Below are 24,767 nucleotides of genomic sequence, written 5' to 3'. Positions count from 1 at the left end.
CGCGCCCGCCGTTACACTGACAGCGGGGATCGCCTCTGAATCATGGTGGCGAACAGCGACACCGGGAGGGGCCGATATGAGCGCAGCACGGAAGGCGAAAAGCAAACGCGCAGTGATGCGCATGGTCTACATCGATTTCTGGTCGGCGCTCAAGCTGTCGTTCCTGGTGGCGGTCGTGCTGGCCGTGCTCACCGTGGTGATCGCCCTTCTGGTGTGGAGCGTGCTCGACAAGCTCGGCGCGATCGGCTCCCTCCGCGATTTCCTCGAGAGCATCGCGGGGACGCAGGGCTCTGCGCTGGTCTCCGACCTGACGTTCTCGAACATGCTCACGTTCACGCTGGTGGTCGCACTGCTCGAACTGATCGTGGTGTCAGCGCTCGGCGCGATCTTCGCCGCCCTGTTCAACCTGGCCACCCGCGTCGTCGGCGGCTGGAAGCTCACCTTCGGGAACGACTGAACTCCAGCCCGCCGACCAGCAGGTCGACGCCGAACCGGAACGCCGCAGCGGGGTCGTCCTCGTCGATGCTGGATGCGGTCACACCATCGGCGAGCACGCCGAAGCTGTCGTACTGCATCCGCTGCTGCTCGTGCGAGACGTGCCCGAGGATGAAATGCAGCAACGCGGTCGCCGCACGGCCGCTGGTGTGGTCGTCGAACCCGCCGAGCGCGACGGCGGAGGCGAGCCGGTCGACCGCCGCGGTGGACCCGAGGCCGAGGGCGAACGTGCTGGAGACCACCTCGGCTCCGTCGCGGTAGGCGAGCAGCGCATCCCGGAGCGCGGCGGCCTCGGAGCGGACGGCGTGCATCCAGTCGGTGGGCGCGGTGGCGGTGGGCGCGGTGGCGGTGGATGCGGTGGCGGTGGATGCGGGGGCCATTGCGGCGGGGCGGCCGTGGGAGACGATGCGGTCGGCGAGCTCGGCCAGCAGCGTCTGCTTGTTCGGGAAGTGCCAGTAGAGGGCGCTCGGCTGCACGTCGAGGGCCGCGGCCAGACGGCGCATGGTGAGATCGGGGAGGCCGTGGTCGTCCAGGATGCGCAGGGCCGTGCGCGCCACGTCGTCTCGGGTGTGCCGCCTGCCGGTGCTTTCCGTTTCCGTCACCCGATCAGTATAGTGAACGCTGTTCAGGTGAACAGTGTTCAGGTGCGAGCCTTCCGATGAACGGCGTTCCGGAGCAGCACCCGCACCCCGACCGTGAGGAAGCACCCATGTCCCGACCCGCCAGCACGCGCATCGACGCGACAGACATCGCCAGGATCGCGGTCTTCGCCGCCATCGTGGCCGTCCTCGGCCTCCCCGGCGGCTTCTCGGTGTTCGGCGCCGTCCCGATCACGGCGCAGACGCTGGGTGTGATGCTCGCCGGAGCGATCCTCGGACCGTGGCGCGGCGCCATCTCGATGCTGGTACTGCTCGCCCTGGTGGCGGTCGGCCTCCCCCTGCTCTCCGGAGGCCGCGGCGGCATCGGCGTCTTCGTCGGCCCGTCGGCCGGCTACCTGTTCGGCTGGGTGGTCGGCGCGTTCGTGATCGGACTGATCGTGCACGCGGGCGGCCGCACCCCGACCTGGACGAGGACGATCGTCGGCATCATCACCGGCGGCATCATCACGATCTACGCGTTCGGCATCCCGATCCAGGCACTCGTGACCCGCCTCCCCCTCGCGGAGACGGCACTGCAGAGCACGGTGTTCCTGCCCGGCGACCTCATCAAGGCGGCGCTGGCGGTGGCCATCACGATGACGCTGGCGCGGGCATACCCACGGGCGTTCCGGACGCGCGGGCGCGTGCGGGCGGACGAGGAGCGCGAGCCGGTGCGCGACGAGGCCGGGGTGTCGTGACCGGGGTGATCGTGCCGCTGGTGGGGGCGGGTTCGGTGACCGCGGGTGCGGCGCGCGAGCTGATCGACCGCATCCACTCGGTGCGGGCTGCGGGCGATGTGCCGCTGGTCGGCGACGACCGGTGGCCGGAGGAGCAGTGGCGGCAGGTGCGCGCGACCGCGGAGACGGCGGGGCCGCTGCCGGGGATCGGGTGGGCGACGCTCACCTCGGGCAGCACGGGTGCGCCGCGGATCGTGGTGCGCACCGCGGAGTCGTGGTCCGCGTCGTTCGCCGCAGTGGATGCGCTGCTCGGCGTGCAGGACGGGGACGTGCTGGCGCTCCCCGCGCCCGCGGCATCGTCGCTGTCGCTGTTCTCGATCGCCCGGGCGACGGAGGGCGGACCCGAGCTGCTGATGCCGGGAGGCCACGCGGTGGTCGTGAGCGACTTCGCCGACGCCACCCTGTTCCACGGGACGCCGCGCGCACTCCGCACGATCCTCGACGCCGGCCCGGCCGCGACACCGCTGCTGCGGGCGGCGCTCGTGGGTGGCGCCGACCTGGATGCGGGAACGCGCGCCCGCGCGGAGGAGCGCGGCATCCGGGTGGTGGCCTACTACGGCGCGGCCGAGCTGTCGTTCGTCGCGGTCGACCACGGCGACGGGCTGCGACCGTTCCCGGGGGTGGAGGTGGAGATCCGCGACGGCGAGCTGTGGGTGCGGTCGCCGTATGCGGCCTCGGGGTATCTGGGCGGCGACGGCCCGCTGCGGCGGGACGGCGCCTGGTGCACGGTGGGCGACCGGGCGGAGATCGTGGATGGGCGCATCCGGTTGTCGGGGAGGGCGGACGACGCGATTCTCACGGCGGCGGCCACCGTCGTGCCCGCGGAGGTGGAGGCGGCGCTGCTCGGGTTGCCTGGCGTGACGGATGCCGTGGTGTTCGGGCTGCCGAACGACGGGGTCGGGGCGCTGGTGGCTGCGGTGGTGGAGCTGGCGCGGGGTGGTGCGGAGGGTGAGGTGCTCGCTGGTGAACTGCGCGCACAGGCGCGGGCGGTGCTCGCGCCGACACACGTCCCTCGGCGGTGGTTCGCCATGGACGCGCTGCCCCGCACCGCGTCGGGGAAGCCTGCGCGGGCGGAGCTGCTGCGCAGCGTCCTCACGGGTGAAGTGAGCGGACTGTGAGCGGCGATCCCATCGTGGTGGCGGCACGCCGCACCCCGATCGCCACACGTGGCCGGGGGCTGGCGGAGGTGACGGTGGACCGGCTCGCCGCGCCCGTGCTGCGCGCGGTGCTCGAGGACTGGGCTGCCGCATCCACTCCCCCGCATCCCACCCCTACCGTCGCCGTCGCGGACGTCGTGCTCGGCAACTGCATGGGCCCGGGCGGCAACCCGGCCAGGGTCGCTGCACTGCTCGCGGGGCTCGGGGTCGAGGTGCCCGGCATGACCGTGGACCGGCAGTGCGGGAGCGGGCTGGCCGCCGTCATCGAGGCGGCAAACGCGATTCGCGGCGGCGACGAGCGGCCCAGGATCGCGGGCGGGGTGGAGAGCGCGTCGACGGCGCCCGTACGGTCGGTCGACGGCGTCCCGTACGACAGGGCGCCGTTCGCGCCGACCGGATTCCCCGACCCCGGCATGACCGAGGCCGCTGAGCGGTTGGCGGCGGAAGACCGCATCCCGCGGTCGCGTCAGGATGCGTACGCTGCGCGCAGCCGTCGCCGTTCGCTCGCGGCGGTGGCCGACGGGCGGTATGCGGGCGAGCTGGTTCCGGTGGAGGGGGTGTCGGGCGACGAGCTCGGCGCATCCGGAGCGGACGAGCGTGTGTTGGCCCGGTTCGCGCCGCTGTTCGAGGGCGGCAGCGTGACCGGCGGGAACTCGTGCCGGGTGAGCGACGGGGCGGCTGCCGTGCTGCTCGTGCCGGGGGCGCTGCGCGGGGTGGGTGTTCCCGGACTCGCGCTGCGGGCGGACGCGGTGGTCGGCTGCGATCCGGCGCTGCCCGGTGTGGGGGCGGCGGCGGCCATCCTCGAAGCGCTCGGGCGCGTGGGTGGCACCGGCCGCACCGTGGCCGACGTGGCGGCGTTCGAGATCGTGGAGGCGTTCGCGTCGCAGACCATCGCCGTGCTCGACCGGATCGGGGTGGCCGACGGCGACGTCCGCGTCTGCACCGACGGCGGTGCGCTGGCGCTCGGGCATCCGTGGGGTGCGAGCGGGGCGGTCGCCGTGGTGCGGCTGTTCAGCAGGCTCGTGCGCGGTGGGGCTCCCGCGGGGACGCTCGGCGTCGCGGCGGCGTCCGTCGGCGGCGGGATGGGCGTCGCGGCCGTGTTCGAGGTGGTGCGATGAGCGCCATCGCCCTCGACCACCTCACCGTGCGGCTCGGCGAGACCGTCGCGCTCGACGATGTGAGTGTCGCGCTCGACGCATCCAGGATCGCCGTGGTCGGCGCCAACGGGTCGGGCAAGTCCACGTTCGCGCGCGTGCTGGCCGGGCTCGTGGCGCCCAGCTCGGGGAGCGTCCGGGTGCACGGGCTCGACCCGGGCAGGCAGGCTTCCGCGTTGCGGCGGCTGGTGAGTGTGGTGTTCAGCAACCCGGATGCGCAGATCATCATGCCGACGGTGGCGGAGGACGCCGCGTTCTCCCTCCGCAGCGAGCGTCTGCCGGCCGCCGAGTCCGCCGGTCGGGTGGCCGACGCCCTCGACCGGTTCGGCCTGACCGGGCTCGCCGACCGTGCCGCCCACGACCTGTCCGGCGGGCAGAAGCAGTTGCTCGCGCTGTGCGGGGCGTTCATCCGGCGGCCGCAGCTGGTGATCGCCGACGAGCCGACGGCCTACCTGGATGCGCGCAACGCCCGCCGCGTGGCCGAGCACCTGTTCGAGGACGCCGGGCACCAGCTGGTGCTGCTCACCCACGATCTGCGGTTGGCGGAGCGGTGCGAGGTGGCCGTGCTGTTCGACGCAGGGCGCATCGCGGCGGTGGGTGCTCCGGCGGACGTGATCGCCGAGTACGAGGCGAGCCTGCGATGGTGACCCTCTACCGCCCCGGCACCGGGTGGATGCACCGCGCCCCGGCCGGACCGAAGGCCGCCGTGCTGCTCGCGGTCGTGCTCGCCGTCTCCTTCCTGCCGTCCACCTGGTGGGCGGCCGGGGTCGCAGCGGCGATCGCCGTGGTCGGCTACCTCGTCTGCGGGCTCGGGATGCGGGAGCTCGGCCGGCAGGTGGTCGCGGTCCGCTGGGTGGTGGTCATCACGCTGGTCGGTCAGCTGATCTTCCTCGACGCGGAGGCGGCCGTCGCGAACACGGCGCGGGTCGTCACCACGATCCTGCTCGCCGGGATGCTCGTCCTCACCACCCGCGTCGCCGCGCTCCTCGACGCGTTCGAGCGTGGGCTGCGACCGTTCGAGCGTCTCGGGGTGGACGCACAGCGCGTCGCCCTGATGCTCGCAGTCACCATCAACACGGTGCCGGTGCTGTCCCGGCTCGCGGCCGGGGTGCGGGAGGCACAGCGCGCCCGCGGAGCCAGGCCGGGTATCGTCGGCTTCGTGATCCCGTTCCTCGTCGTCTCACTCAAACACGCCGACGACCTCGGTGATGCCCTCACGGCGCGAGGCGTCCGATGACCGGGATGCGCGTGCTCGGGCCGACCGTCGACGACCAGACCCGGTGCATCCACTATCGGACGGAACTCGACGTGATCGCTATCCGGTTCGCGTGCTGCGGCGAGTACTACCCGTGCCATCTGTGCCACGCGGAGGCGGCCGACCATCCGGCGGAGCAGTGGCCGCTCGACCGGCGCGACGAACCCGCGGTGCTGTGCGGGGTGTGCGAGCACGAGCTGACCGTCGCCGAGTACCTCGGGGTGGATGCCTGCCCGGCGTGCGGCGCGGCATTCAATCCGGGGTGCAAACTGCACACCGAGCTGTACTTCGAGGTCTGACGCGACGGGTGGTCGGGGTCAACCCTCACGGAACCACGACCACCTTCCCGCGCACCGCGCCTGACGCGACCAGGTCGATGGCCTCGCCGGCGCGGTCGAGGGGGAGCACCGCATCCACCATCGGCGTGAAGGCTCCGGCGTCGACGAGGTCGGCCAGGTCGGCGAGGTCGGACGCGTTCTCTTTCGAGACCAGGCCGATCAGCCGCTGGCGGACGAACCGGTTGGCGACGGCAGCGGCGAGCACTCGCTCCATGCCGCCGAGGACCGGACCGCCCATCCCTCCGACGATGACCAGGCTGCCCGACGGCGCCAGGATGCTGCGCAGGCGGGAGAGACGGCGGTCGCCCGCCGTGTCGATGATCGCATCCCAGTGGCGGCCGGTCGCCGTGACGTCGGTGGCCCGGTAGTCGATGACCTCCGCCGCGCCGAGACCGCGCACGAACTCGGCCTTGGCCGTGCTGCACACTCCGGTGACCGTCGCGCCCGCGGCGACGGCGAGCTGCACGGCGTAGTGGCCGACGCCGCCGGATGCTCCGAGCACCAGCACGCTCCCTCCCGCGGGGACGGCCGCGGCGCGCAGCGCCTGCAACGCGGTCACCGCCGAGACGGGGACCGCGGCCGCCTGCTCGTAGCCGATGGATGCGGGCAGCCGCACGAGCGCGGACCGCGGCGCGCGCACGAACTCGGCGAACGCACCGTCGGCCGAGCCGAACACGTCGTCGCCGGGCCGCAGATCGGTCACCTCGGCGCCGACCGCCGAGACGCGGCCGGCGAACGCGAGGCCGCGCACCCGCGCCTTGGGGCCGCGGACACCGAAGCCGATCAGCCGCATCAGGTACGGGCGGCCGGTCATCAGGTGCCAGGTGCCCGCATCCACTCCGGCGGCGCGCACGGCGACGACGACATCGGTGGGGCCTGCAACGGGGACGGGGACGGTCTCGACGCGGAGGGCATCGCTGGTTCCGTACGCGTGCTGCACGACGGCGGACATCGTCGTCGCTGTTGCGGTGTCGCTCATGGGGTCCTCGATTCGGTGGAGGGGCGCGGGCGCGCTCAGCCTTCGGGGTACTGGAACACGTCGTCGAGCGGCACCCCGAAGACGCGCGCGATCTGGAACGCCATTTCGAGCGATGGCGAGTACCGGCCCTGCTCGATGGCGATGACCGTCTGCCTGGTCACTCCGACCCGCTCGGCCAGCTCGGCCTGCGTCATCTCGTCCGCCGCGAACCGTAACGACCGGATGCTGTTGGTCACCCTGGTGGGCTTCACCATGCCGGCAGCCCCTTGCGGTAGGCGACCAGCGTGGCGATGGAGCCGACGACCGCGGAGAGCACGAACATCAGGTAGACGACGTTGGCGATCCAGAACCAGTCGGCGCGGACCAGGGCGAGCAGGAGGGCGGCGACGGCGCCGATGATGACGAACGCCTGACCGACCCTGTCGCCGAACGCCTTGACCTCGCGGTCGCGCTGGTCGCGCTTGTCAGCGCCCTTCGGCGCTGCCAGGCCGATCACGATGCCGGCGACGATGCCGGCGACGATCGCGCCGCCCACCGTCCAGAGCAGGATGGGCGCGTAGTCCACCTCTGTGAGCGGAGCTCCGGCCGCGGTGCCGAACAGCACGGCCAGGTACGTGGCGTACCCAGCGACCGCGATCACCAGGAACGCCCACGCGTTCTTCTCGTCGAACGTCATCTCAACTCCTCATGTCAAACAAACCTGACATGCTCAAAGTAAAGCAAACTCCACTCCGTGTCAATGATTCTTGACACGTAATGGAAAGCGAGTGGCCCCGGACGTCCGCCGTGCGCGGAGGTCCGGGGCCACTCGGTGGGTTAGGCCTGCGAGCCGCGCCTGCGCGTGACGATCAGCAGCACGACGAATCCGCCGAGGATGCCGAGCAGTGCAGCACCGAACGCCGGCGCCAGGTCGGCGCCCGTGTTCGCGAGACCGGACTGGATGACGCCGTTACCGCCGCCCGAGCCCGCCGCGCCGTTGCCGGTGCCGGTGCCGGTACCGGGGTCGCCCGGCGTGCCCGGCGTGCCGGGGTCGCCCGGGGTGCCGGGGTCGCCGGGGCCGGTCGCCGCCGCCACCGTGATGGCGGTCCAGCCGATCACGTCGCCGTTGGCGTCCTGCACCGCGATCCGGTGCTCACCGGCGGGCAGGTCGGCGGGCAGGGTCACCGTGAGCTGACCGCTGGCCGGGACCTGCATCCACCCGCCGCCGAGCTTCTGCGGGGTGGAGTGCACCCACGCGGAGACCCAGCTGCCGGAGAAGGCCGAGCCGACGTTGATCGTCACCGTGCCGCCGGGGTGGAACACCCCGTGGTCGCTGCCGAGCGCCTGGATCAGGTCCTTGAGCGCCTGGATCAGCTTCTCGATGGCGGCCGCGATGGGGTTCGTCGGCGGCTTCGGGTGCGTGCCGGGTCCGGTCGCGTCCGCGACCAGCAACGGCACACGCACCGTCGTTCCGGAGTCGGGCGCGCGCAGCACGAGCACGCTCGCTCCCGCCGCATCCGCCGGGACCGTGAAGCTCACGGTCGCCGCTCCGTCCGCATCCACCGGGATGGACGGGAGCGTGGCTGCACTGCCCTGCCAGGTGAGGTCCAGCGAGGTGTTCGCCGGGCTGCCCAGGGAGGTCAGGTTGAGCTTCGACACCTGGAAGGTGACCTGCTGGCCACGGTCGAGGGTGCCGGTCGGCACGCCGGAGACGGCGACGCCGCGGCGCTCGAAGCTGGGCGAGAGCGGGCTGTTCGCGGTGATGTACGCGATCCAGGCGTCGCGGTCGATCAGGCCGGAGTCCTTCGTGTTCGCGCCCTGCGCGAAGGCACGGAAGTTGTCTCCGCCCTGCAGCAGGAAGCTGAACGACCCGATCCGGTAGGACTTCGCCGGGTCGATCGGGGCTCCGTTGACCAGGATGCTCGTGATGCGGTCACCGGGGGCGCGGGCTGCGTCGTAGGTGTAGCTCACGTTCTTCGACAGGCCGAGGTTGAGGAACGGACGGCTCGGGACGGACCCGTCCGCGTTCGTCTGCCACTGCTGTTCGAGCGCCTGCTTGAACTGCGCGCCGGTGAGGCTCGTGGTCCACAGGTTGTTCACGAACGGGAGCACCGCGTTGGCCTGTGCGTACGTGACGGAGCCGTCGGTGCCCTTCAGCAGTTCGGCCCGCAGTCCGCCCGGGTTGACCACGCCGATCTCCGCGCCGCCGAGGTCGGGGGCGGAGAGCGTCGACACCAGCGAGTCTGCGACGAGGTTGCCGAGCGTCGACTCGGACATCCGGTCGTCGCGGGCCGCGCCGATGTACGCCGTGGTGATGTCGGCGGTCACGGAACCGATCTTCTGGTTGCCGATCACCGCCGCGTCGGCGAGCGCCTTGTCGACGATGGTCTTCACCGCAGCGACCCGGGGGTACGCGGCGACGAGGTCGCTGTCGGCGTCGGTCGTGCGCGCCACGTTGGCCGCGGTGTATCCGGTGACCTTTTTGGTGTCGCCGTCGACCGAGAGGGTGATCTGGCCGATGTTCTCTCCGTAGCTCCCGGTCTGGACGATCGGCCTGGTGGCACCCGAGACGCCGGGGATCGGCGCATCCCACGCGTACTGCTTGTGCGTGTGACCGGTGAAGATCGCGGACACCTTCGCCGAGGTCTTGGTCACGATGTCGGCGAACGCTCCGCCGGCCGCGACCTCCTTGTCGAGCGTCGCACCGTCCGGCGTGCCGAAGCCTGCGCCCTCGTGGTATTCGGCGACGATCACGTCGGCCTCGCCGTTGGACGTGTTGCCGTCCGTCAGCTTCGCGGCGACGCGGTTGACGGCGGCGACGGGGTCGCCGAAGTCCAGCGATGCGACGCCGCCCGGCGACACGAGCGTCGGGGTCTCCTGCGTCACGGCTCCGACCACGGCCACCTTCAGCCCGTCCACGGTGAAGGTCGCGTACTCCGGCAGCGCCGGCGTGGTCGTGCCCTTCGTGTAGACGTTCGCACCGAGGTAGCTGAAGTCGGCGGCGGAGGTGACCCGGCCGGTGAGGTCGGAGAAGCCCTTGTCGAACTCGTGGTTGCCCACGGCGCTCGCCTTCAGGCCGAGCGTGTTGAGCACCTCGATCGTCGGGAGGTCACCGGCGGACGCCGAGGCGAACAGCGACGCCCCGATGTTGTCGCCGGCGGAGAGGAAGAGTGTGTTCTGCTCCCCCGCTGCCGCACGCAGCTTCTCGATGGTTCCGGCGAACTTGACCGTGTTGCTGTCGATCCGACCGTGGAAGTCGTTGATGTTCAGCAGGTTGACGGTCTTCGCGCCGGCGCCGAGCCCCATCCCGATGACGATCGGGTCGTGGTCGCTCGACCGGTACTGGTCTGCGACGTAGAAGTTGGTCGCGTTGTAGTTGTACCGGCTGTACTCGAGCGCGATGGACTCACCGGAGTTGATGTTCCAGACGTCCGCGCCGGTGATGACCGCATTGGCGGCAGGAGAGGCGAGGACATGGTCGAGCGAGCCGACCGTGCCACCGAACGAGTACGTCGCCTTGGTGGTGCGGGTGTGCACCTGGTCGATGTACCCGGCGTCGGTGATGACCTTGATCGGGTCTTCGTTGAGGTAGGCGTTGAAGTCGCCGATCAGCAGCACCTTGTCGGAGCCGAGCGTGGACTTCAGCGTGTTCGCGAACCCGACGAGCGCCGTCGCCTGGGCGACTCTGGAGGCGTTCGACGCACCCTGCCCGTCACCCTGGTCGGCGTCGGCTCCCGTTCCCGACCCCTTCGACTTGAAGTGGTTCACGACCGCGATGAACGCCGAGGAGTCCGGCGTGCCGACCTTCTTGAACGCCTGGGCCAGCGGCTGGCGCGCATTGGCGAACGCCGCATCCATCAGGATGCGCGACTCGCCCACCGGCACAGCGTGCGCCTTCTTGTAGATGAACGCGGTGCGGATGACGTCCTCGCTGGACGGCACGGCTGCCGGAGACGGCACGAACGCCCAGACCTGGCTGCCCGCCGCGGTGTTGAGCGCGGTGACCAGCTTCGAGAGGGTGTCGTCGCGGTTCTTGCCGAAGCGCGCGGAGTTCTCGATCTCTTCGAGGGAGACGACGTCGGCGGAGAGCCCGTTGATGGCCGCGACGATCTTGTCCTGCTGGCGCGTGAGGTTGGCGGCGTCCGCTGCTCCTCGCGCGTCGCATCCACTGTTCACCGTGATGTTGTTGCCGTCGCGGTCGGTGTAGAACGTGCAGCCGGTGAGCTGGTCGCCGGTGGTGGTGAAGTAGTTCAGCACGTTGAAGGTGCCCAGCTTCAGGTCGCCGCCCACGGCGGCCGGGGCGGCGGCGCGGGTGTTGCCGAAGGTGACCGGCTGCACCGTGGATGCGGTGGCCGGGGTCAGCTCGGAGGTGGGCTGGAACTTCCACACGTTGTTGCGGAAGTCGAGGACGACCGGCTTCGTGAAGGTGACCGGCGCGCCGACGCGCACGGGCGCGGTGACGGACAGGTACGGCAGCGGCTTGGCCTTGTTGGCCGCGCTGAGGAAGTTGGTGGACGCTCCGTCGTCGAGCGTGACGGCGCGGGCGGCGTTGTCCGCCACCGCCGCCGCGTACTCCGGCGTGCCGGGGCGCGCGGTCTCCGTGGGCTGGACCAGCGGCGTCTCTCCGGCCGCGAGGCCGATCTCGCCGTACTGGTTCGTGGAGTACACGTCGGTGGCGGTGAACGCGCCCTGCGGTGCGAGCAGCATGCCCTCGAGGGACTCGCGCTGCGCTGCGGTCGCCGGGAGGCCGACGGTCGCGGGAGCAGGGGCGGTGAGTCCTGCCGGGTCGAGCGCGACGACACCGGCAGCAGATGCCGGGGTGATCTCGGTCAGGCCGGCGAACTCGCTGACGGCGCCGGTGACCTGCACGTACTGGCCGACGGTGACCGCTGCGGTGGCCGCGGAGCCGTAGACGTAGACCGCGTCGGAGGCCTGGTGCGTCGCGAGGTCGATCGCGCCGCCCGTGCCAGGGGTCTGGATGTAGAAGCCGTTGAAACCGCCGGTCGCGTACGCGGCCGTCACGAATCCGCTGGTGGTGACCGTCGTGCCCGCCTTCGGGCTGACATCGGTGGTGCCCTGCACCTCGGCGATCGGGATGCTGTCACCGGCCGGTGGGCTCGGGTCGCCTCCCGTTCCGGGGTCGGTGCCTCCGGGCGCAGGCTCCGCGGCCGGGCCGCCCGCGGGCGTCGCGGCGTTCTGCGGCGTGATGGTGGCGGTCAGGGTGAGGTCAGCGCTGTTGTCGTCGCTGTCCCAGAACCCGGTGCGGGTGAGCGACTTCACGTCGGTGTTGCCCGCCGGCGCTGCGGCGGCCTTCGTCTCGAACGTGTTCGACGTGCCGTAGCCGACGAGGTCGACGATCCCGGATGCGTTCCTCGCGTCGCCGACGGGCGGCGTCACCGCGGTGGCGGTGTTCGAGAGGATGACGGTGCCACCGGAGCCGGACGGGTTGAGCGTGCCCGTCGCATCCGGAGTCGGAAGAGCCGCGCCGTTCGCCCCGTTCGAGCTGCCCTGCACGAGGTAGTAGCCGTACGCGGCGATGCTGCCGGTGAGAGCGGTGAGGCCGGTGGCCGCCGCCGTGCCCGTGGCCGGGCGGTACTGCACCGACCAGCCGTCGACAGTGACGGGCTGGCTCGACGGGTTGTAGAGCTCGACGAACTTGCTGGAGTACGCGGCGCCCGCGCTTCCCCCTGACAGGTACACCTCGTTGATGACGACGCTCGTGGCGTCGACGCTGGCGGTGGCCGGCACCGCGGTGAGAGGTGCGGCAGCGAGCCCGACCCCCACAGCGGCTGCGGTGGCGATCTGCCACGCTCTGCCGAATCTTCTCAACATGCTTCTCCTCGGTCGGGACTGGTCGGACGGCTGGGTCCTGGCACACCGTATGGAGCGCAGTGAACCGGACCGTGACTCCTGAGTGAACGTACAGACAACACCCCCTGTTCGAGGGTGCTCATTCGAGCACGGGTTCCGGCTGATCTACTCACATGTGACATTGAATCACGGGCCACCGACACACGAAGGGGCGATGGTCCGGCATGATGGCAGCATGCGGATCGAAGAGATCGCCCAGTTCAGAGCGCTGGCGGCAGACGGACATCTCGCCGACACAGCGGACACTCTCGGCGTCTCCCAGTCCACGCTGACCAGGACTATCGCCAAGCTCGAGGCGGAGATGGGCGTCGAGCTCTTCGACCGCAAGAAGAACCACCTGGAGCTGAACCAGTACGGCGAGATCCTGCTCGCCCACGGCATCCGGGCGCAGACCGAGCTGGAGGAGGCCCGCGCGCGCATCGACGCACTGCGCGACCCCTCGGCGGGCACGGTGTCCGTCGCGTACGTGTCGTCGTTCGGCCACTGGCTGATCCCGCGCGTGGTGAGCGAGTACCGCGCGCTGTTCCCGGACATCCGGTTCGTGCTGCGCGGAGGGACGGCGGACACCGTGCTGGATTCGCTGCGCGAGGGAGCGGCCGACCTCGCGTTCACCAGCCCGGACCCCCGCGACCGCGAGATCGAGTGGCGACCACTGACCTCCGAACGACTGGCGGTCGGGGTGCCGGATGCGCATCCACTGGCCGGACGCGCGGTGATCGACGTGGACGACCTCGAACCGTTCGAGTTCGTCGCGCTGCGCACCGGATCCGGGCTGCGGCACATCGCCGACGCATACTTCGCCCGGCGCGGGATCGTGCCGAACATCGTGCTGGAGGTCACCGAACTGGTGACGCTGCAGGCGCTGGTGCGCGACGGGGTCGGGATCGCGCTGCTGCCGGACTCCTCGACCGAGCCGGGCGTGACGCTGGTGCCGCTGGCCGAAGAGGCGGTGCGCGTGATCGGGCTCGCCAGGAACCTGGCGCGCAGCGAATCGGCCGCCGCGTCGCAGTTCGCGCGGTTCGTGCGCGAGGAGCTGGGGCTGGACGGGCGGCGGTAGGACGGCCAGCGGTATGGCGGGCTGCGACAACGCTGCTCGCGCCGGTGTCGGTCGCCGCCGTTACGCTTCCCGCATGACAGGCACCACCCCGTGCGCCGTCGTCACCGGTGGCGTCGCGTGCACGAACCCCGCGCATCCCGGGGCACCGCTGCCGCTCTGCCTGCAGCACCTGCTCGTCGCGGCCGACTGGGTGACCGACGAGTATGGCCAGGTGGATGCGCTGCCGTCGCCGTGCGCGCTCTGCGGCTCGCGGCTGGGGGTGCGCTACCCGTCCGGCTGGCTGTGCGCGGTGTGCGAATGGCGGGTGGGCGAGACCGTGTCCGGCGAGCTGCCGCCGCCGCGGGTGGACGTGGTCTACTACCTGCGATTCAGGGACAGGGTGAAGATCGGCACCACTGCCAATCCGCGCGTGCGGTTCTCGAGTCTGCCGCACGACGAGGTGCTCGCGTTCGAGCGCGGCGACCGGGCGCTCGAACAGCGCAGGCACGCGCAGTTCGCCGCCCACCGCATCCCGCGCACCGAGTGGTTCGAGCGCAGCGACGAGCTGGATGCGCACCTCGCCGCCGTGCGCGCCGGCGTCACCGATCCGTGGTCGCTGCTGGCGCTGTGGCGGAGTCAGGCGATCGCGTTGCGGGGATAGGAGACGCGACGGTCGACGTCACCGTAGCGATCAGCCAGTCCCGGTAGCGCTCGTAGGTCCACCCGCTCTGCTGCACGAGCTGCTGGTGACCCTCCGGCGACATGAGGAAGGAGAGCACGTCGGCGAGCGCCTGGAGGTCGTCGTCGGACGCGGCCCGCGCATCCACTGCCCCGCGGGAGGTGAGGAGGCCGACCAGGCGGCGGTAGTCGGCGTGGCGGCGGTCGAGCAGGGAGGCGAGGACCTCTCCGACGTGGGCGTCCTCTGCCGCGGCAGCGAGGAAGGCCGCCCAGAGGCCGCTGGTCCTGGCGTTCGCCTCGGCGATCATGCCGACCATCGCCGTGAGGAATTCGCCGGTGTCTTCGATGCCCATGATCGCGGCGACCTCCGGCCGCTCGCTCAGCGACTCCTCGCCGGCGCTGCCGGCGAACGCGAGCTCGAACGCGCCGAGCAGCAGGGCGCGTTTCGGGCCGTGCACCTTCACGCTTTCGACCGAGACCCCGGCGCCCGCGGCGATGTCGGCGAGGGAGGCGCCGGTGTATCCCTTGGCCGAGAACACCTCGAACGCGGAGGCGAGGATGCGCTGCCTGGTCTGCCGCGCCTGCTCCTCGCGGAGCGTCGAGCGGTACTGCCGCGGGGCGACGTTCTCCGAATCAGCCATTGACTACCCTTCGTGTGTAGTGAATACTATCAGCGTTCATCAAACTCTAAACCCGAATGCGAGCATCCCATGACCACCCTCCTCCTCTGCAGCACACCGGTCCACGGCCACGTGACCCCGCTGCTCGCCGTCGCCAGGCACCTCGTCGACCGCGGCCACCGCGTCCTCTTCCTCACCGGCGGCCGCTACGCCGCGCGCGTCATCGCCACCGGCGCCACCTTCCTCCCGCTCCCCGCCGAAGCCGACTACGACGACACCGACATGGATGCGGCCTTCCCCGGCCGCGTCGGACTCACCGGCCCGGCGGGCATCCGGTACGACATGACCACGATCTTCCTGCGCCCGGCCAGCGCGCAGCTCGCCGCCGTCGACGCGATCGTCGCCGAGCACGGGGTGGACGTCGTGCTGGCGGAGAGCCTGTTCCTCGGCGCCGCCCTGCTCTCCACGCGGCCCCGCGCATCCCGGCCCGCTGTGGTCAACCTCGGCATCGTGCCGCTCGGGCTGAAGAGCAAGGACGTGGCTCCGTTCGGGCTCGGGGTCCAGCCGAAGCCCGGGATCGGCGGGCGCCTGCGGAACGCCGCCCTCACCGCCGTCGCGGAGAAGATCATCTTCGCGCCGGTGCAGAAGGCCGCGAGCAGGATCGCGCACGAGGCGACCGGCGCATCCCTCGACGGGTTCATCCTCAACTGGCCGGCGCACGCGGACGCCGTGGTGCAGTTCACCGTCCCGGAGTTCGAGTACCCGCGCTCCGACCTGCCGTCGACGGTCCACTTCGTCGGGCCGGTCTCCCGCACCCGGCCGTCGGATACGCCGCTCCCGGCCTGGTGGGACGACCTCGCGGACGGGCGCCCGATCGTCCACGTCACCCAGGGGACCGTCGCCAACCGCGACTTCGGCGACCTGCTGCTGCCGACCATCCGGGGCCTGGCGGGCGACGACGTGTGGGTGGTCGCCAGCACGGGAGGGCGGCCGGTCGCCGAACTGGAAGCGGACCTGCCGCCGAACGCTCGCGTCGCCGCCTACCTGCCGTACGACGCGCTGCTCCCGCGCACCTCGGTGTACGTGACGAACGGCGGGTACGGCGGCGTGCACTACGCGATGGAGCACGGCGTCCCCGTCGTGATCGCGGGGACGACGGAGGACAAGGTGGAGGTGTCTGCGCGCGTGGCGTGGTCGGGCGTCGGCGTGAACCTCGCGACGAACCGCCCGACGGACGCGGCGGTGGCCGGGGCGGTGCGGACGGTGCTCGCGGAGCCGGGATACGCCGAACGCAGCGCGGCCATCGGGGACGCGATTCGCGCATCCACGGGGCTGGCCGGACTGGAACGCGCGGTCCTGGGGCTGGTGGATGCGGCGCGCGGCACCCGCACTCATTCGTCGCGTCGCTGAATCGCAGAAACGCGCGCTGTTGGATTCGATGAATGGCGCTGCGTACGATCGGAGAAGGCAGACCACCGTCGCTCGGCCACCCCACCACCGCCGAACGATCTTCGAGGAGTCGCCATCACCGAGTTCCGCATCGAGCTGGTCTCTCGCGACGAGCTCGGCTCCATCGTCACCCTGTTCACGTCGCACGGCGCCGTCGACGCCGCGACGGCCGCCGCCGAGATCGCGAACGGCACGGCCACATACGTGACAGGACCGGACAGCTACGTGCGCGCCGTCGTCAGCCCCATCTCGTCGCCGGTCGGGCCGTATCTCTACGTGAACTGGGACGGCACCCGCCGCAACAACCTGCACGACCTGTCGACGGGCAGGCGGGCGCCGCTGCCCCGCCGGTCGGCGGCGGCGGCGCGTGCGGCAGCGCGGGATGCGGCGGCTGCAATGGCGCGGGACGCCGCGGCGCAGGGCGCGACGGCGGCGCAGGGCGCGTGGATGCGCATCCTCACCTCCCTCACGCGCCCGGCGACCCTGCCGCGCCGGCGCCCCGCCCTCTTCGCCCCGCTCTTCCTCGACCTCCTCCGCCCCCACGGCGTCACGCCGCGCCGCCGCACGAGACACCAGTAACTGCGCCACATCCCGGGCGTTTCGCGACAGTTACTGGCGTCTCGCCGCCGCGGCAACGGGAGGCGGCGCCGCTAGGCTCTGCCGCATGGATGCGACATGGCTGCGGTCCCCGGAGGAACCGACCTGGGATCGCGGAGGGCAGACGGTGTACCGCGTGCGCCTCTGGGCTCGACCGCCGGAGCCGTACACCGGCTGGAACCTCGACGACTGGGAGGTCACCGGCGCCACCGCCGTGACAGAGGTCATCGCCTGGGGGGAGCAGGAGGCCGCGCGCCTCAGGGGCGGGCGGTGCGAGGTCTTCGTGCAGGCGACAGACCACGGCACCCTCCGCGACGGCACGCTCGCCGAGCAGGTGCACCACATCCGGGTGTACGGCGAGCCAGCGGACACCGCCGCGACGGAGACCGCGGTGACCTTCTGGGCGGAGTGAACCGCGCACAGTATGATTATGGACGGGTATTCCGAAATGAGGGGCACGTGAGCACGATCGAAGGCGCGGCAGTGGAGAACGATCCCAAGCGCAAAGGTCCGGACGGGCTGCGGGCTCTGGAGCGGGTGATGAGCATTCTTTTCCTGCTCGCGGCGCACCCGCAGGGCATGACGCTGGCCGACATCGCCAGGGAGACCGGCATCACCCTGAGCACCGTGCACCGGATGGTCGGCGTGCTCAAGCAGCACAGGCTTGCGCGCGAGACCCCCACCGGAATGCAGGCACTCGGTTCCGCCTCGCTGGTGCTGGCACGCGGTTTCCTGGGCGGCCTGGACTTCCGCGTCGAGGCGTTGCCCGTGATGTCCGAGCTTCGGGAGCGCACGGGCGAAGCGTGCCATCTCGGAACCCTGGCCTCGCCGCACGTGGTGGTGGTCGACAAGCTGGAGACCGTGCACGCGGTGCAGACCTCGTCGCGGATCGGCGGGACGTCCCCGGCCGCGCTCACCGCTCTGGGGCGCGCGATCCTCGCGTACTCGCCTCAGACAGTCGTCGACGCGGTGCGCGTGGCGACGCACGACCTCCTCGGCAGGACCATCGACGAAACGACACTCGCCGAGGCCCTCGCCGCGACGCGCGAACGCGGATACAGCGTCGACCGCGAGGAGAACGAGCCGGGCGTCGACTGCGTCGGCGCACCGATCTTCGACGACAGCGGGCGCGCCATCGCAGCCATCAGCGTCTCGGTGCCCGCCGAACGATTCGACGACGACCGGATGGAGGAGATCGGCGCACTCGTGGCCGCCTCCGCCCGGCGCGTCTCCCAAGCCCTCGGTCACCCCGGCTCGATCGGATGAGCGACCCGTTGCGCGTCGTCGTCGCCGGAGCCGGACGTTTCGGCGAGTTGCACGTGCGCGCGTGGCAGGAGGCCGGCGCGCGCGTCGTCGGCGTGGTCGACGTGGATGCCGGTCGCGCAGAGGCCGTCGCCCGGCGATGGGGCGCCGCTCGCCACGGCACCGGCCTGTCGGAGGTGCGCCTCGACGACGGTGTCGACGTGGTCGTGGTCGCGTCCGACGAGTCGTCGCATTCCGCGCTGACCGACGAAGCCATCGGCGCGGGATGCGACGTCTTCGTCGAGAAGCCGTTCGCCCTGAGCGCCGCTGCGGCAGAGCGCACCGCCGCTGCTGCGACGGCGGCGGGCAGGGAGATCGTGGTCGGCCACATCTCGCGGTTCGCCCAGCCGTATCGCTACCTGCGGTCCGCACTGCACGACGGGATGCTCGGCACGCTCTGGGCGACCCGCCTCCACCGCGATTTCAGCCGCTCCTGGTTCGCCGACTTCGGCGACCGGGTGCATCCGGTGTGGGAGTCCTGCATCCACGACATCGACCTGGCCGTGTTCTTCCACGGAGAGCCGGCGGCGCGCGTGTTCGCGACGGAGTCACGGGCGGCAGGCGACGCTGCGCCCAGCGTGATCAGCGCCATCGTCGAGTTCGCCTCGGGCGCGACGAGCACGATCCAGTCGGCGTGGACCGTTCCGCTGCGCGGCCCCCAGAGTCTCGCCGGGCTGCTCGCGCTGGACGGCACCATCGATGGCGAGGCGCAGCTCATCGGTTCGTTGGGCACCGCCAGGCAGCGGCTCATCGGCGATGCGCTCACCGTGTGGACCGACGACGCGAGCCTCACCCCCGACCTCTCGCTCTGGCCGGAGGAGGACGGCCGCGTCGGCGGGGCGCTCCGCGCGGAGATCGCGTACGCGTCCGCCGTCTTCCGGCGCGAGCGGGCGAACTCGACCATGCCGGTCGAGCAGGCCGTCTGGGGTGTTGCCATCGCCGAGGCGGTCGTGACGTCGTCCGCCACCGGTGAGCCCGTCACTCTGTGAGCCACTCCGGCTGAAGCAGATTGGGCGGAGGCATCAGCCTGCCGAACGACTCCGCGGCCCGTTCGATGTCGCTCGAGGCCCCGTCGAGCACCGGCGCCCCATGGCCGGGGAAGAGTTCATCCACGTCGAGTTCGGCGAGACCGCGGACAGTGTCGCCGTAGAGGTCGAGCCGGCAGTCGGGGATCGCCTGCATGCTCACGCGCCCGCCCGCGAAGATCACGTCACCGCTGAACAGGGAACGCCGTCCTGCCGCATCCACGAGGAAGACCAGGTGACCATCGCAGTGACCTGGCGCCTCCAACGCCGTGACCGTCAGCGAGCCGAGGTTCAGGACCGCAGAGCCGGGCAGCACCCTGACACCGGTGGCCGGCTGCAGCCGGAAGTCCGAGGGGTACACCCCCGCACGCCTCGCCCTGGCCAGCTGCGTGGACTCCTCATCCCCCGCCTCGAGCGCGGCGACCGTCACCTCGTCGGCGTAGACGTCGATGCCCGCGCGGAGCGCCGCCGCTGCTCCCCCGGCGTGGTCGGCGTGATAGTGGCTGAGCAGCACACCGAACGGCACGGCGTCCCCGCAGACCGCCTCGACGTTGGCGAGCCACGCCTCGCTTCCGAGACCCGTTCCCGCATCGATGAGCACGCCGGTGGTGCCGTCCCAGACGAGGTACTGCAGCCCGTCGTAGCCGCTGGTCGCCTCCGGCCCCGACGGCCCTCCGACCACCCACACCGTGTCGGTGAGCTGCCGAGCAGGCATCAGGCGACGCCGCTCTGCACACGGGACGGCTCTGCGATGCAGAACTCGGCGGCGATCCGCTCGTAGATGTCGGCCGCCTCGGCCAGCTGCCCGACCCCGACGCACTCGTTTGCGCCGTGCGCGACGCTGATCCATCCCGGTCCCAGACTCGTGACGGTCGGGACGCCACCCACCCCGAGGAAGTATGTGGCGTCCGTCCCTCCGGGAAACGCTGCGACAGGAACCGTGCGGCCGAGGACGTGCTGCGCCGCCTCGCGCGCGGCGACGGCGACCGGTTCATCCGGAGCGAGCTCGACAGCGGGCATCCAGCCCTGCCCGCTCTGCACATAGTGGATGCGGTAGTCGACACCCTCTGGCAGGTTCGACCGGACGAAGGCGTCGATCTCCGCACGCACCGTCTCGCGGTCCATGCCGGGCACCAGCCGGATCTCGACCCCCACCCGGCAACTGCCCGGCCAGGTGCCCCAGCTGACGCCGCCGCTCACGAAGATCCCAGGATTGACCGTCGGCGCGCATTCCACAGCTCCGGTATGCGAGACGGTCGGCTGGAACGCTTCGAACGCCCGGAGCAGATCTCCGGCGACCAGGGTCGCGTTCCGGCCGAGGCGATGCGAGAGACCGCTGTGACCCTGGTGCGTGATCACCTCGACCTCGAAGCAGCAGATCCCGCGGGAGACGAGGTGAAGCGCCTCCCACGGCTCGTCGATCCCGCTCGGCTCGCCGATGACGAGCCCATCCAGCCTCGGGATGTTGCCGGTCTCCGCGAGCGCCTTGGCACCAGCGTCCGAACCCTGCTCCTCGTCCGCGGTGAGCACGAGGCTGAGCGCGCCGCCGCCTCGGCCGCCCGAGAAGCGTTCGAGCGCGACCATCATGGCGGCGACGGCGCCCTTCATGTCTGTGGCCCCCAGCCCGTACGCCAGGTCGCCGTCGACGGTCAGGACGAGCGGATCGGTGTTCCACAGGGAACGGGCGTCGCCGATCGGCTTGGTGTCCAGGTGCCCGGAGAGCCCGAGGCGCCGTCCCGGTCCGCGGTCGACCGTGATCACGAGGTTGGGGCGGCCCTCGCGGAGCTCGATCCGCTCGGCCGCGAAGCCTCTCGCGCCCGCCCATTCCAGAAGGAAGTCCGCCATCCCCTGCTCCTGCCCTCCGGGATTCTGCGAGTCGATGGCGACAAGTTCTCGTGTCAGCTCCAGCACCTGCACGGGGTGCCTCCGTTCGGGGATTTGAGGGTCGGACGATCGTGAGTGTAGCTTTTAGAATACCTTTCCACAATCATCGGTCCGAGGGAGAACACATGACCGTGGACAGAGCCTCCAGCCCCCGCGGCCACCGTTACCTGTGCGCGGACGGCGACTGGTCGGGGCCCCGGTTCCGGTATGACTGCCCCCGGTGCGGCGGCGCGGTCGTCGTCGAGGCGGACCCGCTGACTGCCCTGCCGGTGCCGGATGCGGGCGCGACGGGCATCTGGCGCAGGGCCTCCCTCTTCCCGCCCGTCACGGCCCGGGTGAGCCTGGGAGAGGGCGAGACGCCGCTGCTCGACTGGCCCGGATCGGATGGACGGGTGCTCCTCAAACTGGAGGGTGCGAATCCGACCCTGTCCTTCAAGGACAGGGCGATGGCCCTCGCGGCGTCGTTCGCCGTGGACGGCGGGTACGAGGGCATGGTCGTCGCATCGACGGGGAATGCAGCTGCCTCGGCGAGCGCCTATGCCGCTCGCGCCGGACTCCGCTGCCGCGTGATCGTCGGCTCGGAGAGCAACGCCGCCGCCAAGTTGCGCGCCTGTCGGGCGTACGGCGCCGAGGTCACGGAGGTCGCGGGCGACTACAGCGCGGCGTATGCCGCAGCGCTCGCGGCCGAGGGCGACGGATGGCTGAACGTCTCGACGACTTTCCGGAACCCCGTGCCGGCCGAGGCGTACCGCGGGGTGGCCTTCGAGCTGACCGAGCAGCTGGGCGGCATTCCGGAGGCCGTGTGCATCCCGATCGGCGCCGGCCCCCTATTGCGCGGGATCGAGCGGGGCTTCTCCGATGTCACCGCAACACAGGGCGGCGTCGCCCCGCGGCTCATCGGCGTCCAGGCGCGAGCCGTCTCGCCGATCGTCGCGGCTTGGGAGGCGTCACCCGACTCACCGTCGGCGTGGGAGGCTGCGCTGACCACCCACCGGACCGACTGGCAGCAGACGGCGGCGACAGCCATCGCCGACCCGCTTCGCGGCTATGAGCGGCAGGGCATGCTGACGCTGGCGGCGATCCGCTCGACGCGGGGCGGCGCCGTCGCCCTCGACGAGAGCGAGATCGCCGAGGCGACGACACGGCTGCGCACCGCGGGCATCTGGGTGGAGCCGTCGTCCGCCATCGCCCTCGTCGCCGCGGAGCGCACTGCTCGCACGGCGGACGGCCCGGTGGTCGCCATCCTGACCGGCCACGGCATCAAGGTCCAGGATGCGTCCTGAGCGGTGGTCAGCGGGCCGCTCCCGGCAGCCGGTCGATCTTGCTCAGCACCTCGTACCTGTCGAACCGGTATCGGGTGCGGACATGCTGGAACGGCTGACTCAGCGCGTCCGAGAAGGTGTCGCTGATCTCCAGGGCGGGAGACGCGACGGGCAGCCCGAGGAGCTCGCATTCGCGGTCGGGCGCGACGACGGCCCGCACCCGACGGAACGTCGAATACGGAGCCGTGCCCGCCGCAGCGAGCGCCTCGTGCACCGAGCCGGCGAGATCGGCACCGGCCAGCGCGTCTGCAAGACGGGAAGGGAAGACGCTGATCTCGTGACACATCGGCTCGCCGTCCGCGAAGCGGAGACGTTCGAGCACGATCGCCTGTTCCGTCGGCCGGAGGGAGAGACGGGTGACCGTCTCGAGATCCGGCTTGACCGTTTCGAACCGCAGCACCTCCGACGACGGCTGCAGGCCGAGCCGCCGCATGTCCTCCGTGTACGAGGTGAGGCTCGGTCCCATCGTGACGGTCGGGCGACTCACATAGGTGCCGCTCCCCTGCGAGCGGTGCACCCAGCCTTCTTCCGCGAGTTTGGCGAGCGACTGACGGACCGTCATCGCGCTCACGTCGAACTCTTCCGCCAGGGCGCGCTCCGAAGCGAGGCGACTACCGGGGGCGAGCCCTGCGCAGCGTTCGCGAAGCTGGTCGAGGATCTCGATGTAGCGGGGTGCGCTCACGAATTCTGCCTCCTTGGCCTGGGTGCCTGAAACAAAAGGTTACTCTCCCGAAATCTAATTGATACAAATGTGTGGCCAGATTGCTCTATAGCAGTTATCGTAGATGAACACCGGCAGCCCAACCCCACCCGCCACACAGTAACAGCGACACTCCCCGAATCGGGCACCGGTCTCACAGAGAGGTGAAACGCAATGCGTTCTAAAGCACTTGCAGCGATTGCTCTAGCAGCCGCAACAGCGCTCGGACTCAGTGCCTGTGGAGGGAGTCCCTCCGGCAATTCCGCTGACAAAGAGGTCGTCCTCTGGCACATGGAGAACACGCCATCCCGCGAGAAGGCGTTCCAGAAGCTGGCGGACGAGTACAACGCGACCAACCCCGAGTATCCGGTCAAGATCCAGGTGCAGGACTGGGGCCAGGTGTACACCAAGATCGCCGCAGCGGCGCAGTCCGGAAAGCAGCCGGACATCCTGTTCGCCATCCCGGACTTCGCGACATACGTGCGCGGTCTCGGTCTCGGCCAGCCGGTGAACGACGTGGTCGACGACATCACGAGCAAGGACGGACTCATCAAGGCCGCCACCGCTCCGTACACGGACGACGGCGACGTCTGGGCCGTCCCGCTCTACGGCATGGTGCAGATGCTCTGGTACCGGGCCGACATGTTCAAGGCCGCCGGAATCGATGCAGCGCCCGCCACCTGGAGCGAGCTGGTCGCCGACGCCGAGAAGCTGTCGGCCGGGAGCACGTCCGGCATCGCGGTCCCGTCCGGCAAGAACCTCGCAACGGACCAGGTGCTCTACAGCTTCATGGTCACCGGCGGAGCGGCGAACATGTTCACCAAGGATGGAAAGGTCGCGATCGACAACGACAAGACCGTCGCCGCTTTCGAGCTGTACAAGAAGTTGGCTGCGCTCTCGCCGAAGGATGCGGGGAACTACTCCTGGCCGGAGCCGCAGGCAGCGCTGAACAGCGGAGCAGCGGCGATGGCGGTCGAGAAGGGCCAGTACCTGGCACCGTTCGAAGAGGAATCCGGACGACCGGCGAGCGACCTCGGCTGCGCGCCGATCCCCGTGGCGGACGACGGAGGCAAGACCGGCAGCATCTACTACTCGAATGGCGGCATGATCCTGAGCAAAGACAAGGCCAAGCAGGAGGGCGCGGGCAAGTTCCTCGAATGGGTGCTCGATCCGAAGCACTACGGCGACTTCCTCAACGCGGAACCCGGCCTGTTCCTCCCGGTGACCGAGAACGGCGCAACGGAGAGCAACTGGCGCGAGAACCCCGTCATCAGCACGTACAAGACCTGTGTGGATGCGATGCTCAAGCAGTCGGAGACCGGTGAACTCTTCGGGTTCGTCGACGGTCAGTACATCTCCTCCATCGGAGAGATCTCCGGGCAGAACATCCTGGCCCAGGCGGTGCAGCAGATGACCGTGAACGGCATGAGCGCCAAGGAAGCAGTGGCGTGGGCGCAGAAGCAGATGCAGGACGCGATCGCCAAATGACCGCTCCCGTCTCGACCCGGCCGGGGGGGGGGGGGAGAGCCGACATGACTCCCCCTTGGCGGG

At 70.8% G+C, this 24,767-nt stretch carries 25 protein-coding genes; 16 read left to right on the top strand and 9 right to left on the bottom strand.

All coding sequences use genetic code 11. The annotated features are described in order from the left end of the window. Positions 1 to 76 precede the first annotated feature (76 nt). Positions 77 to 457, top strand: a complete 381-nt coding sequence (locus tag AC1ROC_RS17965) for a DUF3566 domain-containing protein (RefSeq protein ID WP_493001777.1) — start codon at positions 77 to 79, stop codon at positions 455 to 457. Here AC1ROC_RS17965 and AC1ROC_RS17960 read toward each other — a convergent pair. Further along, the gene (locus AC1ROC_RS17960; RefSeq protein ID WP_493001776.1) at positions 438 to 1,097 is read right to left on the bottom strand and encodes a TetR/AcrR family transcriptional regulator C-terminal domain-containing protein; all 660 of its coding nucleotides are present in this window, start codon (positions 1,095 to 1,097) and stop codon (positions 438 to 440) included. The two genes, AC1ROC_RS17965 and AC1ROC_RS17960, sit on opposite strands and share 20 nt — an antisense overlap. Before the next feature lie 107 nt (positions 1,098 to 1,204). Here AC1ROC_RS17960 and AC1ROC_RS17955 point away from each other — a divergent pair, with 107 nt between their 5' ends. Genes AC1ROC_RS17955 through AC1ROC_RS17930 form a run of 6 tightly spaced genes read left to right on the top strand, consistent with a single transcriptional unit; the run spans position 1,205 to position 5,735 of the window. Beyond that, positions 1,205 to 1,831 (top strand): biotin transporter BioY, encoded by a 627-nt coding sequence (locus AC1ROC_RS17955; RefSeq protein ID WP_493001775.1) that lies wholly within the window; start codon positions 1,205 to 1,207, stop codon positions 1,829 to 1,831. Then, the gene (locus AC1ROC_RS17950) at positions 1,828 to 2,988 is read left to right on the top strand and encodes a class I adenylate-forming enzyme family protein (protein WP_493001774.1); all 1,161 of its coding nucleotides are present in this window, start codon (positions 1,828 to 1,830) and stop codon (positions 2,986 to 2,988) included. The genes AC1ROC_RS17955 and AC1ROC_RS17950 overlap by 4 nt, the downstream gene beginning before the upstream one ends. Further along, on the top strand, positions 2,985 to 4,145 hold the full coding sequence (locus AC1ROC_RS17945; RefSeq protein ID WP_256921904.1) for a thiolase family protein: 1,161 nt from the start codon (positions 2,985 to 2,987) through the stop codon (positions 4,143 to 4,145). The genes AC1ROC_RS17950 and AC1ROC_RS17945 overlap by 4 nt, the downstream gene beginning before the upstream one ends. After that, the gene (locus AC1ROC_RS17940) at positions 4,142 to 4,828 is read left to right on the top strand and encodes an energy-coupling factor ABC transporter ATP-binding protein (RefSeq protein WP_493001773.1); all 687 of its coding nucleotides are present in this window, start codon (positions 4,142 to 4,144) and stop codon (positions 4,826 to 4,828) included. Before AC1ROC_RS17945 ends, AC1ROC_RS17940 begins: the two co-directional genes overlap by 4 nt. After that, complete coding sequence (locus AC1ROC_RS17935; protein WP_493001772.1) at positions 4,822 to 5,418, top strand: CbiQ family ECF transporter T component; 597 nt, start codon at positions 4,822 to 4,824, stop codon at positions 5,416 to 5,418. The genes AC1ROC_RS17940 and AC1ROC_RS17935 overlap by 7 nt, the downstream gene beginning before the upstream one ends. Beyond that, entirely contained in the window at positions 5,415 to 5,735 is a 321-nt protein-coding gene (locus AC1ROC_RS17930; RefSeq protein ID WP_210723963.1) for a CHY zinc finger protein, read from the top strand. The genes AC1ROC_RS17935 and AC1ROC_RS17930 overlap by 4 nt, the downstream gene beginning before the upstream one ends. Positions 5,736 to 5,760: 25 nt before the next feature. On the opposite strand, the gene AC1ROC_RS17925 is transcribed toward AC1ROC_RS17930, so the two are convergent. The 4 genes from AC1ROC_RS17925 to AC1ROC_RS17910 all read right to left on the bottom strand — a co-directional run bounded on the left by AC1ROC_RS17925 (position 5,761) and on the right by AC1ROC_RS17910 (position 12,564). After that, on the bottom strand, positions 5,761 to 6,753 hold the full coding sequence (locus AC1ROC_RS17925; protein WP_493001771.1) for an NAD(P)-dependent alcohol dehydrogenase: 993 nt from the start codon (positions 6,751 to 6,753) through the stop codon (positions 5,761 to 5,763). 35 nt (positions 6,754 to 6,788) lie between these two features. Continuing rightward, a complete protein-coding gene (locus tag AC1ROC_RS17920) occupies positions 6,789 to 7,007 on the bottom strand; it encodes a helix-turn-helix transcriptional regulator (RefSeq protein ID WP_210723964.1) in 219 nt (72 codons plus the stop codon). Beyond that, the gene (locus AC1ROC_RS17915; protein WP_493001770.1) at positions 7,001 to 7,429 is read right to left on the bottom strand and encodes a hypothetical protein; all 429 of its coding nucleotides are present in this window, start codon (positions 7,427 to 7,429) and stop codon (positions 7,001 to 7,003) included. The genes AC1ROC_RS17920 and AC1ROC_RS17915 overlap by 7 nt, the downstream gene beginning before the upstream one ends. A 140-nt stretch (positions 7,430 to 7,569) precedes the next feature. After that, positions 7,570 to 12,564 carry an ExeM/NucH family extracellular endonuclease gene (locus AC1ROC_RS17910; protein ID WP_493001769.1) on the bottom strand — a complete coding sequence of 1,665 codons (4,995 nt, stop codon included), beginning with the start codon at positions 12,562 to 12,564 and terminating at the stop codon, positions 7,570 to 7,572. Positions 12,565 to 12,778: 214 nt separating this feature from the next. Here AC1ROC_RS17910 and AC1ROC_RS17905 point away from each other — a divergent pair, with 214 nt between their 5' ends. Continuing rightward, entirely contained in the window at positions 12,779 to 13,660 is an 882-nt protein-coding gene (locus tag AC1ROC_RS17905) for a LysR substrate-binding domain-containing protein (RefSeq protein WP_493001768.1), read from the top strand. A 73-nt stretch (positions 13,661 to 13,733) separates the two neighbouring features. Then, a complete protein-coding gene (locus tag AC1ROC_RS17900) occupies positions 13,734 to 14,300 on the top strand; it encodes a GIY-YIG nuclease family protein (protein ID WP_493001767.1) in 567 nt (188 codons plus the stop codon). Here AC1ROC_RS17900 and AC1ROC_RS17895 read toward each other — a convergent pair. Further along, a complete protein-coding gene (locus AC1ROC_RS17895; protein WP_493001766.1) occupies positions 14,239 to 14,958 on the bottom strand; it encodes a TetR/AcrR family transcriptional regulator in 720 nt (239 codons plus the stop codon). The genes AC1ROC_RS17900 and AC1ROC_RS17895 overlap by 62 nt on opposite strands. Positions 14,959 to 15,027: 69 nt before the next feature. On the opposite strand from AC1ROC_RS17895, the gene AC1ROC_RS17890 reads away from it, so the two are divergent. The 5 genes from AC1ROC_RS17890 (at position 15,028) to AC1ROC_RS17870 (ending at position 19,274) form a co-directional block, all read left to right on the top strand. Then, positions 15,028 to 16,347: a glycosyltransferase gene (locus AC1ROC_RS17890; RefSeq protein ID WP_493001765.1), complete on the top strand. Its 1,320-nt coding sequence runs from the start codon at positions 15,028 to 15,030 to the stop codon at positions 16,345 to 16,347. A 243-nt stretch (positions 16,348 to 16,590) separates the two neighbouring features. Further along, positions 16,591 to 16,965 (top strand): hypothetical protein, encoded by a 375-nt coding sequence (locus AC1ROC_RS17885; protein WP_493001764.1) that lies wholly within the window; start codon positions 16,591 to 16,593, stop codon positions 16,963 to 16,965. Between the two features lie 85 nt (positions 16,966 to 17,050). Next, on the top strand, positions 17,051 to 17,395 hold the full coding sequence (locus AC1ROC_RS17880; protein ID WP_493001763.1) for a hypothetical protein: 345 nt from the start codon (positions 17,051 to 17,053) through the stop codon (positions 17,393 to 17,395). A 47-nt stretch (positions 17,396 to 17,442) separates the two neighbouring features. After that, the gene (locus AC1ROC_RS17875) at positions 17,443 to 18,249 is read left to right on the top strand and encodes an IclR family transcriptional regulator (protein WP_493001762.1); all 807 of its coding nucleotides are present in this window, start codon (positions 17,443 to 17,445) and stop codon (positions 18,247 to 18,249) included. Next, positions 18,246 to 19,274 carry a Gfo/Idh/MocA family protein gene (locus AC1ROC_RS17870; RefSeq protein WP_493001761.1) on the top strand — a complete coding sequence of 343 codons (1,029 nt, stop codon included), beginning with the start codon at positions 18,246 to 18,248 and terminating at the stop codon, positions 19,272 to 19,274. Before AC1ROC_RS17875 ends, AC1ROC_RS17870 begins: the two co-directional genes overlap by 4 nt. Here AC1ROC_RS17870 and AC1ROC_RS17865 read toward each other — a convergent pair. Further along, positions 19,264 to 20,025: an MBL fold metallo-hydrolase gene (locus AC1ROC_RS17865; protein WP_493001760.1), complete on the bottom strand. Its 762-nt coding sequence runs from the start codon at positions 20,023 to 20,025 to the stop codon at positions 19,264 to 19,266. The two genes, AC1ROC_RS17870 and AC1ROC_RS17865, sit on opposite strands and share 11 nt — an antisense overlap. Then, entirely contained in the window at positions 20,025 to 21,227 is a 1,203-nt protein-coding gene (locus AC1ROC_RS17860; protein ID WP_493001759.1) for a M20 family metallopeptidase, read from the bottom strand. The genes AC1ROC_RS17865 and AC1ROC_RS17860 overlap by 1 nt, the downstream gene beginning before the upstream one ends. Before the next feature lie 92 nt (positions 21,228 to 21,319). On the opposite strand from AC1ROC_RS17860, the gene AC1ROC_RS17855 reads away from it, so the two are divergent. Beyond that, entirely contained in the window at positions 21,320 to 22,477 is a 1,158-nt protein-coding gene (locus tag AC1ROC_RS17855; protein WP_493001758.1) for a pyridoxal-phosphate dependent enzyme, read from the top strand. 7 nt (positions 22,478 to 22,484) lie between these two features. Here the strand turns inward: AC1ROC_RS17855 and AC1ROC_RS17850 are convergent, their stop codons facing one another. Then, on the bottom strand, positions 22,485 to 23,198 hold the full coding sequence (locus tag AC1ROC_RS17850; protein ID WP_493001757.1) for a GntR family transcriptional regulator: 714 nt from the start codon (positions 23,196 to 23,198) through the stop codon (positions 22,485 to 22,487). A gap of 309 nt (positions 23,199 to 23,507) precedes the next feature. On the opposite strand from AC1ROC_RS17850, the gene AC1ROC_RS17845 reads away from it, so the two are divergent. Next, complete coding sequence (locus AC1ROC_RS17845) at positions 23,508 to 24,704, top strand: ABC transporter substrate-binding protein (RefSeq protein ID WP_493001756.1); 1,197 nt, start codon at positions 23,508 to 23,510, stop codon at positions 24,702 to 24,704. Positions 24,705 to 24,767 lie beyond the last annotated feature (63 nt).

The organism is Leifsonia sp. GW821-FHT13C05 (genome assembly GCF_058806515.1).
The sequence above is the reverse complement of the archived record's forward strand: the minus strand, read 5'-3'. Positions and strand labels throughout refer to the sequence as shown.